Genomic DNA, 15,940 nt, shown 5'->3' with positions numbered 1-15,940 from the left:
GAGCCTTGGAGCGAGAGGCGATCTCGCCCCGAGACTTCGCCACGTGCCGCCGGCCAGGTGCGACGCCACAGAAAGAGGATCCTCATGAACGACCGCATGGCCCCTCCCGTACTGGAAGAGCTCGACGCCGACGAGTGCCTGAGGCTCATCTCCCCGGGCGGTGTCGGCCGGGTCGGCTTCAACACGCCCACCGGGCCCGTCGTGCTCCCGGTCAACTACACGATGCACGACGGGGCGGTGCTCTTCCGCACCGCGTTCGGCGGGCCGATGGACGAGGACCTGAGCACCGGGGTCAAGGGCGTCGAGTTCAAGATCGCATTCGAGGTGGACCACATCGACACCGCGTCCCGCGAGGGCTGGAGCGTCCTCGTCCGGGGAGCGGCTCACCGCGTCTCCTCGGAGGAGGAACTGGCCGCCGTGAGCGGCTCCGCCGTGGAGCCCTGGGTCGGCGGCGAGCGGCGGCTGTACATCCGGGTCACCCCCGTGCAGCTCACCGGCCGCCGCATCCACCGCTGACCGGCCCCGCCCGTTCCCCGGCCCACTACCGCTGGAGGACTCAGGGGGAATAGCGTCCAAGGCATGATTCGCGTGTTCCTGGTGGATGACCATGAAGTCGTACGGCGTGGCGTCGCGGCGCTGCTGGAGATCGAGGACGACATCGAGGTCGTGGGGGAGGCCGGGACGGCCGAGTCCGCGGTCGCGCGCATACCGGCGCTGCGGCCGGACGTCGCGGTGCTCGACGTCCGGCTTCCCGACGGCAGCGGAGTGGACGTCTGCCGTGAGGTCCGCTCACGCGTGCCCGGGCTGGCCTGCCTCATGCTCACGTCGTTCGCCGACGAGGAGGCGCTGTTCAACGCGGTGATGGCGGGCGCCGCCGGGTACGTGCTCAAGCAGATCCACGGCTCCGACCTGGTCGGCGCCGTACGGACGGTGGCGGCCGGCCAGTCGCTGCTCGATCCGGAGACCACCGCGACCATGCTGCGGCGGCTGCGCGACCAGGCGGGCCAGAAGGACCCGCTCGCCGCCCTCACCGCCCAGGAGCGGCACATTCTGGAGCTGATCGGCGAGGGCCTGACCAACCGCCAGATCGGCGACCGGCTCTACCTGGCCGAGAAGACCGTCAAGAACTACGTGTCCAACCTCCTGGCCAAGCTCAACATGCAACGCCGCACCCAGGTCGCCGCCCTCGCGGCCCGCCTGAAGTCCACCCACCCGGCCCCCAGGAACGACACGGCCGACTGAGGCACAGGGGACGGCATGCCTCGGCACCCTGCGAACAGGAGCGTGACCCGACCTCTGGCGCACAGCCGCATGTCCCACTTCGCAGCGCTCGGCCCCGCCGCGTTACGAACGCGGCGGGGCCGATTCGCCGACACCGTCCTTGGTGAGGGACGGATGCCGCCGGGTGCCATCAGGGGCCTACTTGAGGATGCGGTGCCGGCGAACGATCTGGGTGTCACCCCACCACCGGCCGATGCCGAGCGTGTCACCGGCGCCGACCAGGGCCAGCCCCGCGAGCACGAGGGCGTAGATCAGATGCTCGTCCAGGAACGGGTTGGTGGCCAGCGGGAGCTCGGCCGCCCACATGAACACCAGGAGCACGCCGCCCGTCGCCGCGGCGATCCTCATCCCGGCCCCCAGCACGAGGGCGGTGCCGATGCCGAGCAGGCCGATCATGAACAGCCAGTCGACCCATGCCTGGCCGGCCAGGCCGCCGAAGAACCCGCCGAGCGCATGGCCGCTGGTGCCCTTGAGGAACCCGGTCGTCGGGCTGCCCCCGTGAATCCAGGCGCGGTCGGCAGGGGTGGCGAAGCCCCAGCCGAAGGCCTTGTCGAGGAAGGCCCAGAGGAAGATCCATCCGATGGCGATACGGGTGACGGCCCAGACGTGATCGGCGGCGCGCGACCTCGCCTGCGGAGGGGCGGCGTTCACGACGGGAGTGCGGGGGGCGGCGTCACTGGGGTGGCGTCCTTCGGTGAATGCCATGGCTGGCCCTTTCAGCGCGGGGGTCACTGTTTTCTTCCACCCCAAGCACACCGTTTCCACGCCCTGGCAGGCAGTGCCATACGGCTCACCCCCTCCCGCAGGACTTCCCCCTGAATAGGGACCTTCGCCCCTGTCCCGGGGCCCTGACGCGATCCCCGAGCCGTCAGCTTAGGGAGGCCAGCTCTTGGCCTTAACCAATGTTGAGGACAAGTTAGGCTCGGGGCATGCCTCGTGCACGTACCACGTTCCACGAACTGACCGTCGGCCAGCTCTCGGGCCGCAGCGGCGTAGCGGTGTCCGCGCTGCACTTCTACGAGCGCCACGGTCTGATCACCAGCACCAGGACGGCGAGCAACCAGCGCCGCTACGCCCGCGACGCTCTGCGCCGCGTCGCCTTCATCCGGGCCTCCCAGCGCGTCGGCATCCCTCTGGCCAAGATCCGCGAAGCGCTCGACGAGCTCCCGCACGAGCGCACCCCCACCCGCGACGACTGGGCGCGGCTGTCCACCGTCTGGCGGACCGAGCTCGACACCCGCATCGCCCGGCTGCTGGCGCTTCGCGACAACCTCACCGACTGCATCGGCTGCGGCTGCCTGTCTCTGCGCACCTGCCACCTCGCCAACCCCCGTGACGTCCTGGCCAGCGAGGGCCCCGGCGCGCGGCGCCTCCTCGACTGCTCCGGCGACCGCCCGGCCGGCTCATCGCCGGACGCCGTCGGCCAGCCACCGGCGGACGACGGCGTAGGCGAGCGGCAGCGGAACGGTGCCCGCGCCGAGGCCCACGTCGACGAGCAGGTCGAAGACCTCACCGCGCCGGGCTGCGGTGGCGATTGCGGCGTCGATGAAGCCGGGTGACTGGGCGGCGCGGGCGAGCACGTCGGTGGTGCGCAGGTGGCGCCCGAGTGCCTTCCTGACCCCGCGCCGGTACGCGGGCAGCGGGTCCCCGGCCGCCAGCACGGCCGCCTCGCCCGCGAGCCGGCCGGACAGCAGGGCGTAGTAGATGCCTTCGCCCGTGAGCGGGTTGATGAGGCTGGCGGCGTCCCCGGCGAGCATCACGCGGCCGGCACCGAGCCTCGGGCGGCCGGGCGACAAGGGCAGGTGGTGGGCGCGCAGGTCGCGGGCGGGCAGGTGGGGCAGCAGCTCGGCGAGCCGTCCGTGCAGCACCTCCCGGCCGGGCAGTCCCGTGGCGCGCAGCCGGGGCAGGAGCATCCCGAAGCCGACGTTGGCGGTGCCGTCGCCGACCGGGAACGACCACGCGTACGCGGGCCATCCCTCCTTCTGCATGGCGATGAGCTGGACGTCGTCGTCCGGGGGCACGTCGGCGTAGCCTCGGACGGCGATCGCGACGTGCTTTTCCGGAGTGGCGGGGACGCCGATGAGGCGCCGCACGGCCGAGTTGGCTCCGTCGGCGGCGACGACGGCCCGCGCGGCGATGACCCCGTCGAGGACGACGTGACCGTCTCCGCCGTCGCCTGGGGCCAGCGCCCGTACGCGGTGACGGCGCACCTCGACGCCCAGCGCCCGGGCTGCGTCGACCAGGCGCGCGTCGAAGACCTCGCGGGGGACGACGTGGTTGGGCCGGGCGACGGTGGCGGTGACCCGCGCGCCGCCGGGCGAGATCACCGTGAGGCGCCGCGTCGGCCGGTAGTCGGCTATCAGGTCGGGTACCCCGAGCAGGGCGAGCTCGTCGCGGCCGTGGGCGGCGATGCCGTCGCCGCACGCCTTGTCGCGCGGGAAGTCCGCCTTGTCGAGCAGGAGCACCCGCGCGTCCGGCCGGAGGCGTTTCGCGCCGAGGGCGGCCGCGCTCCCGGCGGGGCCGCCGCCGACTACCACCAGGTCCCACATGTCGTCCACCCTGGACAGCCTGCCACCTCGCGTACGGGCGAAACCGGCGCGGCCCGGTCAGCGCGCGGCGCGCAGCGCGTCGCGGGCGTCCATGAGGGCGAAGCCGAGCAGGTTGAGGCCCTGCCAGGTGGCGGGGGAGGCGGCGCGCTCGTCGCCGGCGGCGAGCCCGATGCCCCAGACGCGATCGACCGGGCTGGCCTCGACCAGGACGCGGGCACCGGTGCCCAGCAGGAAGTCCCCCAGCTCGGCATGCTGCCCGAACTTGGCGATGTTGCCGCGCACCACGATCTGGTAGCGGTGCTCCTCCCAGACGGCCTCGTCGAAGCCGCGGACCTCCCGGCCGAGCTTCTTGGCCTCGCCGGGGTGCCCGGCGGCGAGGATGCGCGCGGCGGTGCCGCCGTCGCCGAACAGCCAGGCCTTGTGCGCCATCATGTAGTGCTCGGCCGACCTGAAGACGTGCCCGTCGTCGGTGAAGGCGATCTCCCACCACTGGCTGAGGCATCCGGCGCCGACACCGCCGTCACGCGGTGGATGGTGGCCCCAGAAGAGGAGGTAACGCAGGCGCGTGCCATGCCGCTCGGCGGTGACGGCCTCGGCGACCGAGCGCGGGAGGGTGGTGAGGTCGGACACCCCCTTACCGTGCCATGTGAGGCCGCCCCCGGCCAGTCGATCGTGCCGGCGAGGTCAGGCGGGGCCGCCGCGAGGTCAGGCGGGGCCGCCGAAGTCGCCGGCGTGGTCGGCGGCCCACTGGCGGAAGGTGGTCGCCGGGACTCCGGTGACCTCCTCGACGGTGGAGGTGACCGGCTCCGGCGGCGACGCCACCATCTGGGCGTGCGCGCCGAGGACCCCCTCCGCCAGCGAGGCCGGCCAGCCCTGGGCGACCATCTCCCGGCGTGCCGCCTCCGGCGTGATCTCCTCCCACCGCACCGGACGGCCGATCGCCTCGCCGATCGCGCGCACCTGCTCGACCTGCGTCAGCGTCTCGGGACCCGTCAGCACGTATCGGGCTCCGCCGTGCCCCTCGCCGGTGAGCGCGCTCACGCCCACGGCCGCGATGTCGCGCTCGTGGATCAGCGCCCTGGAGGCCGCTCCGTGGACCCAGCGGACGACGCCCGTGTCGCGGATCTGCGACGCCCACATCAGGGTGTTGGTCGCGAACCCACCCGGACGCAGGAACGTCCACTCCTGCCCTGACCGCTCGACCAGCTCCTCGAGGCGCGCGTGCGACCCGGGGATCGTGTCCGGATCCGCCTCGGCGGACGCGCCCTTCGCCGACAGGTAGACGATGTGGCCGGCGCGCTTGGCGATCGCCTCGACGGCCGCGGGCGCGGCGTGGTCGGCCGACAGGGTGGGCCATACCAGGAACACCGATTCGACCCCGTCCAGTGCGGCGTCCAGGGTCGTGGGGTCGGCCAGGTCGCCGCCCGCGATCTCCGCGCCCGCAGGGACGCGGGCCGAGGCGGGGTCCCGGCTCAGCACACGTACGCCGGCGCCCCGCTCCAGCAGCTGGGACACTACGTGCCGGCCCACGTTGCCGGTGCCCCCGGTAACCAGGATCATCAGGATGCCTCTTTCCTCGTACGCCGCGCGTGATGTCCCGATCAGCATCTGACATCAACTTTGGTTGAGGTCAAGCCGCGGCGTTCGGTGAGCGAGATTCGCATCGAGGCGAAGTCTGTTCGCCGGGTCAGGGTTCCGTGGAGAAGACCTCGACGGAACCCCGCCGGGCGTGGTCAGGGGCGCAGCGCCGCGAGCTGCCGTTCGAACGGCACCACGGCGTCGGCCCGCTCCGTGGTGGCCCGCAGGCGCGGCACCAGATCGGCCAGCTCCTCAGAGGCTCGGACGATCCGGCCTGCGAGGTCGTCGCCGGTGCCCGCGCCCGCACCCCAGTCCTCCGAGGAGGCGTACACCGCGGTGGGCACCACGATGGCGCGCAGGTAGGCGAACAAGGGGCGCACCGCGTGTTCGAGCGCGAGCGAGTGGCGGGCCGTGCCGCCGGTCGCGGCGATGAGCACGGGCTTCCCGGTGAGCGCGGTGTTGTCCATCACGTCGAAGAACGACTTGAACAGCCCGCTGTAGGAGGCGGTGAAGATCGGGGTCACGGCGATGAGGCCGTCGGCCTCCGTGACCGCCTCCAGCGCCTCGCGCAGCCTGGCGCCGGGGAACCCCGTCACCAGGTTGTTGGCGATGTCGGTCGCCAGGTCGCGCAGCTCGACCACGCGCACCTCCACGGTGTGCTCCTCGGCGAGGCGCCGCCTGGCCCCCTCCAGCAGGCGGTCGGCCAGCAGGCGCGTCGAGGAGGGCCGGCTGAGTCCTGCCGAGACGGCCACGAGCTTCAGGGACGTCATCTGCTCCTCCATGGGGTGCTGGCGCGTCAGGAGGGGGAGCCGGCGGCGACCGGCTCCTCGCTCGCCTCGGCGTCGCGGCGGGCGACGAGGGCTTCGTGGGTGGGCCCGTCCGGCACCTGGGCCGGTCGCCCTGAGGCGAACTCCCTGCGCAGCACGGGGATGACCTCCTCGCCGAGGATGTCGAGCTGCTCCAGCACGGTCTTCAGCGGCAGGCCCGCGTGGTCCATCAGGAACAGCTGCCGCTGGTAGTCGCCGAAGGACTCCCTGAAGGTCAGCGTCTTGTCGATGACCTCCTGCGGGCTGCCCACCGTGAGCGGCGTCTGGTCGGTGAACTCCTCCAGCGAGGGGCCGTGGCCGTACACGGGCGCGTTGTCGAAGTACGGGCGGAACTCCCGCACGGCGTCCTGGGAGTTCTTGCGCATGAACACCTGCCCGCCGAGCCCGACGTACGCCTGCTCGGGGGTGCCGTGGCCGTAGTGGGCGAAACGCTCCCTGTACAGCCGGATCAGGCGGATGAAGTGCTCCTTGGGCCAGAAGATGTTGTTGGCGAAGAACCCGTCCCCGTAGTACGCCGCCTGCTCGGCGATCTCCGGGCTGCGGATCGACCCGTGCCAGACGAACGGCGCGACCCCGTCGAGCGGCCGGGGCGTTGAGGTGAAGCCCTGCAGGGGCGTGCGGAAGTTGCCCTGCCAGTCCACGACGTCCTCGCGCCACAGGCGGTGCAGCAGGGCGTAGTTCTCGATGGCCAGCGGGATGCCCTGGCGGATGTCCTGCCCGAACCACGGGTAGACCGGCCCGGTGTTGCCCCGGCCGAGCATCAGGTCGACGCGCCCGCCCGCCAGGTGCTGCAGCATCGCGAAGTCCTCGGCGATCTTCACCGGGTCGTTGGTGGTGATGAGCGTCGTGGCCGTGGAGAGGATGAGCCGCTCGGTGCGCGCGGCGATGTAGCCCAGCATGGTCGTGGGCGACGACGGCACGAACGGCGGGTTGTGGTGCTCGCCGGTCGCGAAGACGTCGAGGCCGACCTCCTCGGCCTTGAGCGCGATGGCGACCATGGACTTGATCCGCTCGTGCTCACTCGGTGCCTTGCCCGTGGTGGGGTCCGTGGTGACGTCACCCACGGTGAAGATCCCGAACTGCATCGCGCTCATCCATCCCTCATGTCGTTGAAGTTTCAACCGTCCTAAGCGTATCGGCGCAGTGACTTATTCCGGCCAGGACGGCCTGACGGCGGTCATCGGCGGAGCGGCGATCGTTGCGAACTCGAGGTTCGGGGACATCCAGGCCACGGCGGCACACCGGGTCGTGGAGAGGTGAACCCGGCGGGGCCCGGGTGCGCGTGCCGGCGCGCCCGGGCCCCGCCCGACGGTCAGGTGCGGGTCCACCTCTGGTTGGCGCCGCCGGTGCAGGTCCACAGCTCCACGAGCGTGCCGTTGGCGGTCGCCTCACCGGTAACGTCCAGGCACAGGCCCGACTGCACGCCGGTGACCGTGCCGTCGGCGTTGAGGTTCCACTGCTGGTTGGCGCCGCTGCCGCAGTCCCAGATGATGACCCTGGTGCCGGGAGCGGTGCCGCCCGCCTCTGCGTCCAGGCACTTGTTCCCGTACACCTGGAGCTGCTTGCCCGAGGTGAGGTTCCACTGCTGGTTGGCGCCGCCGTTGCAGTCCCAGATCGCCACCTGCGTGCCGTTGGCCTGCGACTGGGCGGGGACGTCGAGGCAGCGGCTCGACGCCGCGCTGCGCAGCACGCCGGACGAGCCGTTGCCCGGGCCGGGCGTGATGGACAGGTTGTCGAACTGCGCCGTCTCGGTCGCGCCGGTGCCGATGCCGGCCTGGCCGGCGCCCCACATCGCGTCGGTGACCGTGCCCACCGTCACGCCGTCGATCTTGGCGGTGATCGTGGAGCCGGAGAAGCCCAGCGACAGGGTGTGCCACCGGTTGGTGCCGAGGGCGGCCACGGTGCCGCTGCGCAGCGTCGTGACGGCGTTGTCGGCGGTGTTGCGCTGGATCGACCAGGCGCCGGCGTCGGTGACCCGCAGGTAGTAGGCGTTCTGCCCGGCCGGGCCGTAGTGCTGCGTGCCCCCGCGCCCGATGAGCTTGACGTAGCCCGCCTGCTCCAGCAGGACGTCGGAGGAGACGGTGTAGTTGTTCCAGTTCACGTCGCCGAGCAGGGCGTACGGGTCGTAGTCCCCGTCCCACGTGATCGGCATGCGCGGGGCCATCTGGCGCACGCACCTGCCCGCGCGTCCCGCGCCGCAGGCGGTCACCTCGAAGGCCCCCTGCTGGTCCATGAGGTACCTGGCCTCCTTGCCGACCGCGTACCCGTCGTAGTTGTCGGAGTACGGCAGCGCCATCGACCCGGACGCCGGGCTCGTGGCGGTGCCCTTGCCCTGGCCCGTGGTGGTCGTGACCGTGTACACGCGGCCGGGCTGGACGGTCAGCGAGTACGCGCCGCCCGAGGGTGTGAGGTCACTGCCGCGTACCAGATGGTCGGCGGGGTTGGCGGAGTTGAGGTCGGTGGACCACACGTGCACGGTGCCGGTGGACAGGCCGCCGGTGACGGTGAAGTTCAGCGTCTGGGCCGCGCTCGCGTCCACGGTCTCGATGATCGTGCTGTAGCCGGAGTTGTCGGGGGACTTCAGCGAGACGTAGCTGCCGTTGGTGCGGACCCCGCCGATGTAGCCGCTGGAGGAGTCCAGGTAACGCCAGCCGGGTGCGGTGAACTGCGTGGTCTGCGCCATCGTCCAGGCGTTCTTGCCGACCGCGTAGTAGCCCGACCACGGCTGGGGCGCGATGGCGACGCCCATCGTGGGCCACGGGATGTTCGGGGTGATGGCGGCGACGATCGGCCAGTTGAGGTAGGCGGTCATCTTGCCGTCGATGTAGTCGCGGTTGATGCCGCGCGCGAGGGCCTTCGAGCCGTCGTTGTAGTCGTCGGAGCCGTTCTCGCTGGCCCACAGCTGCTTGCCGGAGTTGACGGCGTTGGTGGAGCTCGGGCAGTTGGTCTGGGCGCTGCGGTAGCCGCACACGTAGTGCGATCCGAAGATGTCCACGGCGTTGCGGAAGGCCGTGTTGTTCACCGCGTCGTCGGCCGCGCCCCACCCGGTGTCGTCGGCCACGATCTTGACGTTGCCGAAGCCGTTGGCGTCCAGGGCGGTGTTCAGGTTGATGTACCAGTTGAGGTCGCGGCCCCGCTCGTTCCAGCCGCCCAGGTAGTCGATGGTCAGCCCGTGGCTGTTCTTCGCGCACTTCAGCCAGTCGACCAGATAGTTCACCATGTCCTGCGACCAGAAGTTCCCGTTGCCGATCCACCCCGGGGCGCCCCACGACAGGCCCGCCAGCTTGATGTTCGGATTGCGCGCCTTGGCCTGCTCCATCAGCCACCACTCGTAGCCCCGCCCGCAGTCGAGGTCCGCGGCGGTGTGCCGGTGGCTCGGCTCCGCGCCGCTGGTGGAGTTGGTGTCGCCGCCGATCTCCACCTTCAGGATCTGCACGGCCGCGCCGTAGCCGGGCTTGAACATGTAGTCCAGGATCTGCCCGCGCTGGGGCTCGGGGTAGTCGATGAGCAGGCGGCTGTTGCCTCCGCCGCCGCTGATCGCGCCCACGCCGTCGAGCGTACGGCCGCCGGAGCCGCCGTTGATCGTGATGGACGTGGCCGCCCTTGCGGGCGTCTGGACGACGAGGACGGTCACGAAGGACACCATGGTGAGCAGGGCGAGCGCCATGGAGCGAAGCCCGCCTGCTCTGTGGTTCCTGAAGGCCGGGCGAGGAACGGATCCTTGAGCCATGGGGGGTCCCTTCAGAAGGGTCTGTTTCAGCGCGGTGGCACCCTCGGCCGGGTGCCACATAAAGCACCAGATTCACACTTGATTGAACACCGGCGCCCCCTACTGAATAGCGGCCCATCGGTCAAGTCAAGCGGTTGCGTGTGGGCAAATGTACGAACATGATGAAAGCTGTGCGGGCGGAAGTGCGCGCCGCGCCGGGCTCAACGTGCTGACGCCGCCATCGTGTTCGCCTGGTCCCTGGAGATGTCGTAGGACGCCCCGCAGAAGGTGCACTGCGTCTCGTACTTCGTCCGTACGGGAAACAGCGGGATGAAGAACAGGGTGAACTTGGTCACGCGCTTGGACAGGACCTGCGCCGCCACGTTGCCGCAGTGGCGGCAGGCGCCCGTCAGCACGCCGAGCCGGTGGATCAGGGTACGGAAGCCGAAGAGGATGAGCATCACCCACACCTACCCGACGCGACCCGTCCGGCATCTCGCGCATCGGCCCCGGTCTTGGGGCGTCATCCCTTCCCGTCGCATCCGCGACTCGCCGTTCCGTCCAGTTGGGCGGCGGAGGTTCCGGGCGGGGGCGTGGTTCGCCGCACCCAGGGTGTTCCCGGGTCCGGCAGCTCCGGCCATGGCGATACCGCCTCGAACAGGTGCCGCCATGGCGGCACCGGGCCCGCGTGCCTCAGGTAGTGGCGCAGGAGCCCGGCCGCGGCCCGCGCGTCGACCAGGGCATCGTGCCGGCCGTTCAGCGGGACGCCGGCCGCGGCGCAGCAGCTCGCGAGGGTGCGGGGATCGCCGGGCAGGAAGTGGGCGGCCCAGGTCATCGTGCAGACTCCGAGCCGGTGGTCAAGGGGCACGTCGACGCCCAGGAGGGCGAACTCGTAGGCGACGAACCGGGCGTCGAACGGGAGGTTGTGCGCCGCCACGACGCGCCCGCGCAGCAGCGTGGCGACGGTGCCGGCGATCTCCCTGAAAGTTGGGGCCTTTTCCGCCTCGGCGACCGTTATGCCGTGAACATGCTCGGGGCCGAGGTCACGTTCCGGATTCACCAGGGTGGCCCACTCGCCCGTGACCTCGCCCGCCGGGTCGAGATGTACGAGACCGATTTCAATGATTCGGTCATTCTCCGAGGTCCGAAATCCCGTTGTCTCCACATCGACGACCGCATAACCAGGCGACTTCGATATCGGCCCCATGAGCGGACTTTACGGTGAGCATCGTCTGGGTGGAACCGGCATTTCGCTGGCATGAATTCGCGTATGCCCCGTCTTCGCCGCCCCCGTCCGCCGTACCGATCGGAGCGCCGTCGCCCACCGGCCCGCCCGTCGGCGCGGTGAGGGAGCCGACGAATATAGCACCGACAACTTGAGTAGTCTTGACAACTCAGCTTGTCGGTGAGAACGTTGAGTCATGTTCGAAGTGGCGGTGATCGAAGACCCGGCGGCGGCCGAGGCCTCGCTGGACCCGGTGCGGTCCCGGTTGCTGGCCGAGCTGGCCCGGCCGGCCTCGGCCACGATGCTGGCCGCCAAGATCGGCATGCCTCGGCAGAAGGTGAACTACCACCTCAAGGCGCTGGAACGGCACGGCCTCATCGAGCTGGTCGAGGAGCGCCGCAAGGGCAACACCATCGAGCGGGTGATGGTCGCCACCGCGGCCTCGTACGTCATCTCGCCGGTCGCGCTGGCCGCGGTGGCCCCCGACCCCGCCCGCTCGCCCGACCAGTTGTCGGCGCGCTGGATGCTGGCCGTCGCCTCCCGGCTCGTACGAGACGTGGGCGAGCTGGTCACCGGCGCCGCCAAGGCCCGCAAGAAGGTGGCCACGTTCGCGATCGACGGCCAGGTGCGGTTCGCCTCCGCCGCCGACCGCGCCGCCTTCGCCGAGAAGCTGGCCGAGGTCGTCACCGCGCTGGCCGGCGAATACCACGACGAGACCGCCGAAGGTGGCCGCGTCCACCGCGTGATCGTCGCGCTTCACCCGCAGGTGCGACCGGAGATATCCGAGATATCCGAGGTCGCGGGAATAAAGGAGTCGTAATATGACCCACCCATTCGAGTTGCGCAAGGAAATCGAGCTGCGGGCGACTGCGGAACAGGTGTGGGAGGCGGTGGCCACCGGGCCGGGCCTGGACTCATGGTTCATGGGGCGCAACGAGATCGAGCCCGGCGAGGGCGGCAAGACCAGGCAGTTCTTCGGCGACTACCCGGCCGAGGCCACCATCACCGCCTGGGAACCGAACAGTCGCTTCGCCTTTCGCAGTGGCGAGGGCGAGCACGGCACGTTCATGGCGTTCGAGTATCTGATCGAGGGGCGTGACCAGGGCGGCACGGTGCTGCGGATCGTACAGAGCGGCATCCTCGGCGACGGCTGGGAGGACGAGTTGGACGCATTGCACAAGGGCTGGGACATGTACCTGCACACCCTTGACCAGTACCTCACCCACTTCCCCGGCAAGTTCGCGCTCGTGGTCTTCGGCGCCCGTCCCCAGGCGGGCGGCGGCGAACCGGTCTGGCAGGTGCTCCAGCGCGGTCTCGGGATCAGCGGCGAAGTGGTGCAGGGCGACCGGGTGCGGCTGACCCCCGAAGGGTTCGAGCCCATCGAGGGTGTCGCCGACTACGTGGCCCCCCGTTTCCTCGGGGTGCGCACCGGTGACGGGCTGTACCGGTTCATCTTGGGAATGCACGACACGGTAGTGGTCGGTCACCACCTCTTCGCCGACGACGCCGACCCCAAGGAGGCCGAGCTGGCCTGGCAGGACTGGCTCGCCAAGCTGTTCGCCTAGAACCACCTCCGCTTCACCGACGAGGGCGGCGCTCAGCCGACCTACCAGAGCCACCGAGATACGTGCCACCGAAGGTCACCATGGCAATGGATGAGAGTACGAACCCACAGAGTGTCGACGAGGGTGAGCCCTTCGACGTCGACTCCCAGGCGGCCGAGCCGCGCGGCCGCCTGGGCTGGTCCGGAGACGACAACGCCTCTGGAGAGCACGGCGGTGCCGCCGGGGAGGACGGCGCCGCCGACAGCCGGGGCGCTTCCGAGAGCCGGGGCGCCGACGGCGCCAACGGCAGCGCCGGAGCCGCCGAGAACCACGACTCCGGTGACGGCCCGGCCGCCGACCAGGGCGACCTTGCCGGCGACCACGGCGAACCCGCCACCGATCGGGGCGAGCACGCTACCGATCAGGGTGGTCCCGCCGCCGAAGGCCGGACCGACGAAGGTGGCCCGGAGGACCGGCGGCTCCCTGGCGAGGACGACATCGGCGGCGATTCCCAGGGCTCCAACCGGTCGTTCCTCCTGGGCCTGGCCTGGTGGCCGTGAGCCGCCGCCACGCCCGCGGTGGGTTGTAGTGCGGGACGAACCTCCCGCACTACCGCACGTCCGAAGTCCCGCCCGTCTGAACCACCGCACCTCCGATCCACCGCACCTCCGATCCACCGCACGGCCGAAATACCGCTCTCCTGAAGTACCGCTCTCCTGAACTACCGCGCGTCTGAACTACCGCACGTCTGAGCTGCCGGCCCAACGCGTCGCCGCATCGCGGTCACGCTTGGCCGGCGGGCCGGCACCGCCGGCCCGCCGCCGGAGTGGAACCCCGACGAGCCGGTGCCCACCGCATGGTGCGGTGTCGGTGGGCACCGGCCGTCGGCCCACGTCCGTACGCCCGCCTCCGTTCGCGCCTTCCCCCGCGCGACCCTGCGCGTGCCCCCTGCCGCGCGCTCCCCACCGCGTGCCCGTGCTGCGTGCCGAGTGCCCCGTGCCGCGCGCGCTTCTGTAGCGGGCGGCCTTCGGCCGGAGCGGTGACCGGAGCGCCGGAATTCCCTCGTAAACCGGCCTTGGTGGGCGAGAAGCGTATCGATAACGAGTGGATAGTGACCCCTAATACCTTCGTTATTGCGAGCAGGAAAACGGCACGGACGTGAGCCGCCGCCACAAACGAGGGGTCAGCTGAAATGAGCAAGTTCGTGAAGAACATCGCCGCCCGGGTCATCGTTTGCACCGTTCTCGGCATCGGCGGTGTCGCGGTTGTCAGCTCCATGGCGATGGCCGAGACCGCGTCCACGGCCACGGATTCCACCCCCACGCTCACCCCGTCGCCGACCCCCACCCCGACCCCGCCCACCACCGACAACACGCCTTGGGGCTGATCGTCCCCCCTCTGGGCGGGCTCGAATGCGGCCGGAGCGAAATCGCTCCGGCCGCATTTTGCATTTCCGGCTGACTGGCTATTTGGCATGACATCTCGAACGCTCCGGGCCCCGGGCGTTCGACCGCGCCCTCTTTGTCCGGGTCGATGAATAGGGGAAATTCCTCCGCTATCGCCGTCCTCCGGACCGTACGGGTTCGCGTTGGGTCCGCACGGCCAGGAGGTACGCGCCGGGGTGTGAACCTCGACCGGTAGCGCCCGCGTCCGAACTCGGTCCAGGCGGTACCCATGGCCCCGCGTCCGAACTCGGTCCAGGCGGTGCCCATGGCCCCCGCGTCCCGACTCGGTCAGGGGGTGCACATGGCCGAGACGCGGGACGCCGTGTCCCAGGTGGTGCCGGCTGCCCAGCGGGCGCCGGCGTCCCAGGTCGTGGCGGCTGTGCGGATGGTCGAGCCGCCGATGGCGAGGCCACAGGCGACGGATGCCGTGGCGGCGGCGGACGCCTTCGCGACGAAGTCGGGATTCACCGGGGAGGCGGCGGAGTTCGGCATTCTTTTCCCTTTTCCTGACGGCTGTGCGTCCGTTCCAGCGCGATGTGCCGCCAGGTGCGGTGTCGCCGCAGGTCACACACTCGAATCGCTCCGCCGCCACCTCACCCGGCGCACACCGACTTCCCCTGGCCGGTGTGGTGAATCCCTTTTCGCCGCCCGCCGGGTGTTCACGGCCGTCTGGAAGAAACGTGCGCGGCCGTCACACCACCGCCGCGCGTACGCACAGCACGTCGGGAAGGTGGGCCGCCACCAGCGCCCATGAGTCCCCCTCGTCCCGGCTGGCGTAGACCTCGCCCGACCGGGTGCCGAAGTAGACCCCGGCGAGGTCGGCGTCGTCGGTGCACATGGCGTCGCGGAGCACCACGGGATAGAACGGCCCGGTGGGCAGCCCTTCGGACAGGGCCTCCCAGGTCTTGCCCGCGTCCTGCGAACGGTAGACGCGGCAGCGCAGCTCCGGGGGGAACCGCATCGAGTCGGCCACGAGCGGGAAGTTGTAGATCACATCGGCACGCCGGGGATGGGCCACGATGGAGAAGCCGAAGTCGCTCGGCAGGCCGTCCGCGATCGACTCCCAGTGGGCTCCGTCGTCGTCGGAGCGGTAGACCCCGTGGTGGTTCTGCGCGTACAGCCGGTCGGGGTCGACGGCGTCCCGGCTGACCTTGTGGACGCACTGCCCGAACTCGGGGAACCGCTCGGGCAGGAACGTCGCCTGGATGCCGGAGTTGCCGGCCGTCCAGGAGGCGCCGCCGTCGGCGCTGCGGTAGACGCCGCCGGCCGACATGGCGACCAGCAGCGCCTCAGGGTCGAGAGGGTGGGGCAGGACGGTGTGCACGGCCTGGCCGCCGAACCCGGCGTCCCACCGAGGGCGGTGCGGGTGATCCCAGAGGGCCCGCACCAGCTCGAACGTGACGCCGCCGTCGTCGGACACGAACAGGGCGGAGGGCTGGGTGCCCGCGTAGACGCGGTCGGGGTGGCCGGCGGGGTCGGGCGTGAGCTGCCAGACGCGCTCGAGCGCCGTGTCGGTGTCCTCGGGGAACGCGATCGGCCGCCGGGCGGGCTCCTGCCAGGAGGCGCCGAGGTCGTCGCTGAAGGCCACGCTCGGCCCGAAGTGCGAGCTGGTCACCCCGGCCAGCAGGCGAGGCGTGGCCCGCCGCTTGTCGACGCACAGGCCGTAGACCCCCGTCATCGGGAAGTGCGGGCCGCTGATGTCCCACGACCGGCGGTCGTCGTCACTGCGGGCCAGGAACAGCCCCTTCGCGGTTCCTACTGCCAGAAGGACGGTCATCGCGA

Annotated in this window: 17 protein-coding genes and 1 pseudogene; 7 read left to right on the top strand and 11 right to left on the bottom strand. The window is 70.9% G+C overall.

Features of this window, described 5'->3' with window-relative positions; all coding sequences use genetic code 11:
- Nucleotides 1-84 precede the first annotated feature (84 nt).
- Nucleotides 85-516 carry a pyridoxamine 5'-phosphate oxidase family protein gene (locus tag OG589_RS16365; protein WP_405149950.1) on the top strand — a complete coding sequence of 144 codons (432 nt, stop codon included), beginning with the start codon at nt 85-87 and terminating at the stop codon, nt 514-516.
- Between the two features lie 63 nt (nt 517-579).
- On the top strand, nt 580-1,242 hold the full coding sequence (locus tag OG589_RS16360) for a response regulator (RefSeq protein ID WP_405149949.1): 663 nt from the start codon (nt 580-582) through the stop codon (nt 1,240-1,242).
- A 177-nt stretch (nt 1,243-1,419) separates the two neighbouring features.
- Here the strand turns inward: OG589_RS16360 and OG589_RS16355 are convergent, their stop codons facing one another.
- Nucleotides 1,420-1,986 (bottom strand): hypothetical protein, encoded by a 567-nt coding sequence (locus tag OG589_RS16355; protein WP_405149947.1) that lies wholly within the window; start codon nt 1,984-1,986, stop codon nt 1,420-1,422.
- 224 nt (nt 1,987-2,210) lie between these two features.
- On the opposite strand from OG589_RS16355, the pseudogene soxR reads away from it, so the two are divergent.
- A pseudogene (gene soxR, locus OG589_RS16350) lies at nt 2,211-2,657 on the top strand (redox-sensitive transcriptional activator SoxR); the annotation flags it as partial.
- Between the two features lie 27 nt (nt 2,658-2,684).
- Here soxR and OG589_RS16345 read toward each other — a convergent pair.
- The 8 genes from OG589_RS16345 to OG589_RS16310 all read right to left on the bottom strand — a co-directional run bounded on the left by OG589_RS16345 (nt 2,685) and on the right by OG589_RS16310 (nt 11,151).
- On the bottom strand, nt 2,685-3,830 hold the full coding sequence (locus OG589_RS16345; RefSeq protein WP_405152057.1) for an NAD(P)/FAD-dependent oxidoreductase: 1,146 nt from the start codon (nt 3,828-3,830) through the stop codon (nt 2,685-2,687).
- A 57-nt stretch (nt 3,831-3,887) separates the two neighbouring features.
- Complete coding sequence (locus tag OG589_RS16340) at nt 3,888-4,460, bottom strand: NADAR family protein (RefSeq protein ID WP_405149946.1); 573 nt, start codon at nt 4,458-4,460, stop codon at nt 3,888-3,890.
- 75 nt (nt 4,461-4,535) lie between these two features.
- Nucleotides 4,536-5,390 (bottom strand): NAD(P)H-binding protein, encoded by an 855-nt coding sequence (locus OG589_RS16335; protein ID WP_405149944.1) that lies wholly within the window; start codon nt 5,388-5,390, stop codon nt 4,536-4,538.
- 173 nt (nt 5,391-5,563) lie between these two features.
- Nucleotides 5,564-6,178 carry an FMN reductase gene (locus OG589_RS16330; protein ID WP_405149942.1) on the bottom strand — a complete coding sequence of 205 codons (615 nt, stop codon included), beginning with the start codon at nt 6,176-6,178 and terminating at the stop codon, nt 5,564-5,566.
- Between the two features lie 26 nt (nt 6,179-6,204).
- Entirely contained in the window at nt 6,205-7,320 is a 1,116-nt protein-coding gene (locus OG589_RS16325; RefSeq protein ID WP_405152056.1) for an LLM class flavin-dependent oxidoreductase, read from the bottom strand.
- 227 nt (nt 7,321-7,547) lie between these two features.
- A complete protein-coding gene (locus tag OG589_RS16320; RefSeq protein WP_405149940.1) occupies nt 7,548-9,902 on the bottom strand; it encodes a ricin-type beta-trefoil lectin domain protein in 2,355 nt (784 codons plus the stop codon).
- A 263-nt stretch (nt 9,903-10,165) separates the two neighbouring features.
- A complete protein-coding gene (locus tag OG589_RS16315; RefSeq protein WP_405149938.1) occupies nt 10,166-10,405 on the bottom strand; it encodes a zinc-ribbon domain-containing protein in 240 nt (79 codons plus the stop codon).
- Nucleotides 10,406-10,467: 62 nt separating this feature from the next.
- Complete coding sequence (locus OG589_RS16310; RefSeq protein WP_405149936.1) at nt 10,468-11,151, bottom strand: exonuclease domain-containing protein; 684 nt, start codon at nt 11,149-11,151, stop codon at nt 10,468-10,470.
- Nucleotides 11,152-11,365: 214 nt separating this feature from the next.
- Between OG589_RS16310 and OG589_RS16305 the strand changes: the two genes are divergently transcribed.
- The 4 genes from OG589_RS16305 (at nt 11,366) to OG589_RS16290 (ending at nt 14,100) form a co-directional block, all read left to right on the top strand.
- A complete protein-coding gene (locus OG589_RS16305; RefSeq protein WP_405149934.1) occupies nt 11,366-11,989 on the top strand; it encodes an ArsR/SmtB family transcription factor in 624 nt (207 codons plus the stop codon).
- Nucleotide 11,990: 1 nt separating this feature from the next.
- Nucleotides 11,991-12,734 (top strand): SRPBCC domain-containing protein, encoded by a 744-nt coding sequence (locus tag OG589_RS16300; RefSeq protein WP_405149932.1) that lies wholly within the window; start codon nt 11,991-11,993, stop codon nt 12,732-12,734.
- Nucleotides 12,735-12,820: 86 nt separating this feature from the next.
- A complete protein-coding gene (locus OG589_RS16295) occupies nt 12,821-13,273 on the top strand; it encodes a hypothetical protein (protein WP_405149930.1) in 453 nt (150 codons plus the stop codon).
- A 632-nt stretch (nt 13,274-13,905) separates the two neighbouring features.
- Nucleotides 13,906-14,100, top strand: a complete 195-nt coding sequence (locus tag OG589_RS16290; protein WP_405149928.1) for a hypothetical protein — start codon at nt 13,906-13,908, stop codon at nt 14,098-14,100.
- Nucleotides 14,101-14,446: 346 nt separating this feature from the next.
- On the opposite strand, the gene OG589_RS16285 is transcribed toward OG589_RS16290, so the two are convergent.
- Both OG589_RS16285 and OG589_RS16280 read right to left on the bottom strand, forming a co-directional pair.
- Nucleotides 14,447-14,650 carry a hypothetical protein gene (locus tag OG589_RS16285; protein WP_405149926.1) on the bottom strand — a complete coding sequence of 68 codons (204 nt, stop codon included), beginning with the start codon at nt 14,648-14,650 and terminating at the stop codon, nt 14,447-14,449.
- A gap of 199 nt (nt 14,651-14,849) precedes the next feature.
- Nucleotides 14,850-15,935, bottom strand: a complete 1,086-nt coding sequence (locus OG589_RS16280) for a WD40/YVTN/BNR-like repeat-containing protein (RefSeq protein ID WP_405149924.1) — start codon at nt 15,933-15,935, stop codon at nt 14,850-14,852.
- Nucleotides 15,936-15,940: the final 5 nt, after the last annotated feature.

It is taken from the genome of Sphaerisporangium sp. NBC_01403 (genome assembly GCF_045040145.1).
In the GTDB taxonomy this organism is placed as follows: Bacteria; Actinomycetota; Actinomycetes; order Streptosporangiales; family Streptosporangiaceae; genus Sphaerisporangium; species Sphaerisporangium viridialbum.
Note: the sequence above shows the minus strand (reverse complement) of the source record. Positions and strands in the feature narration are given on the sequence as shown.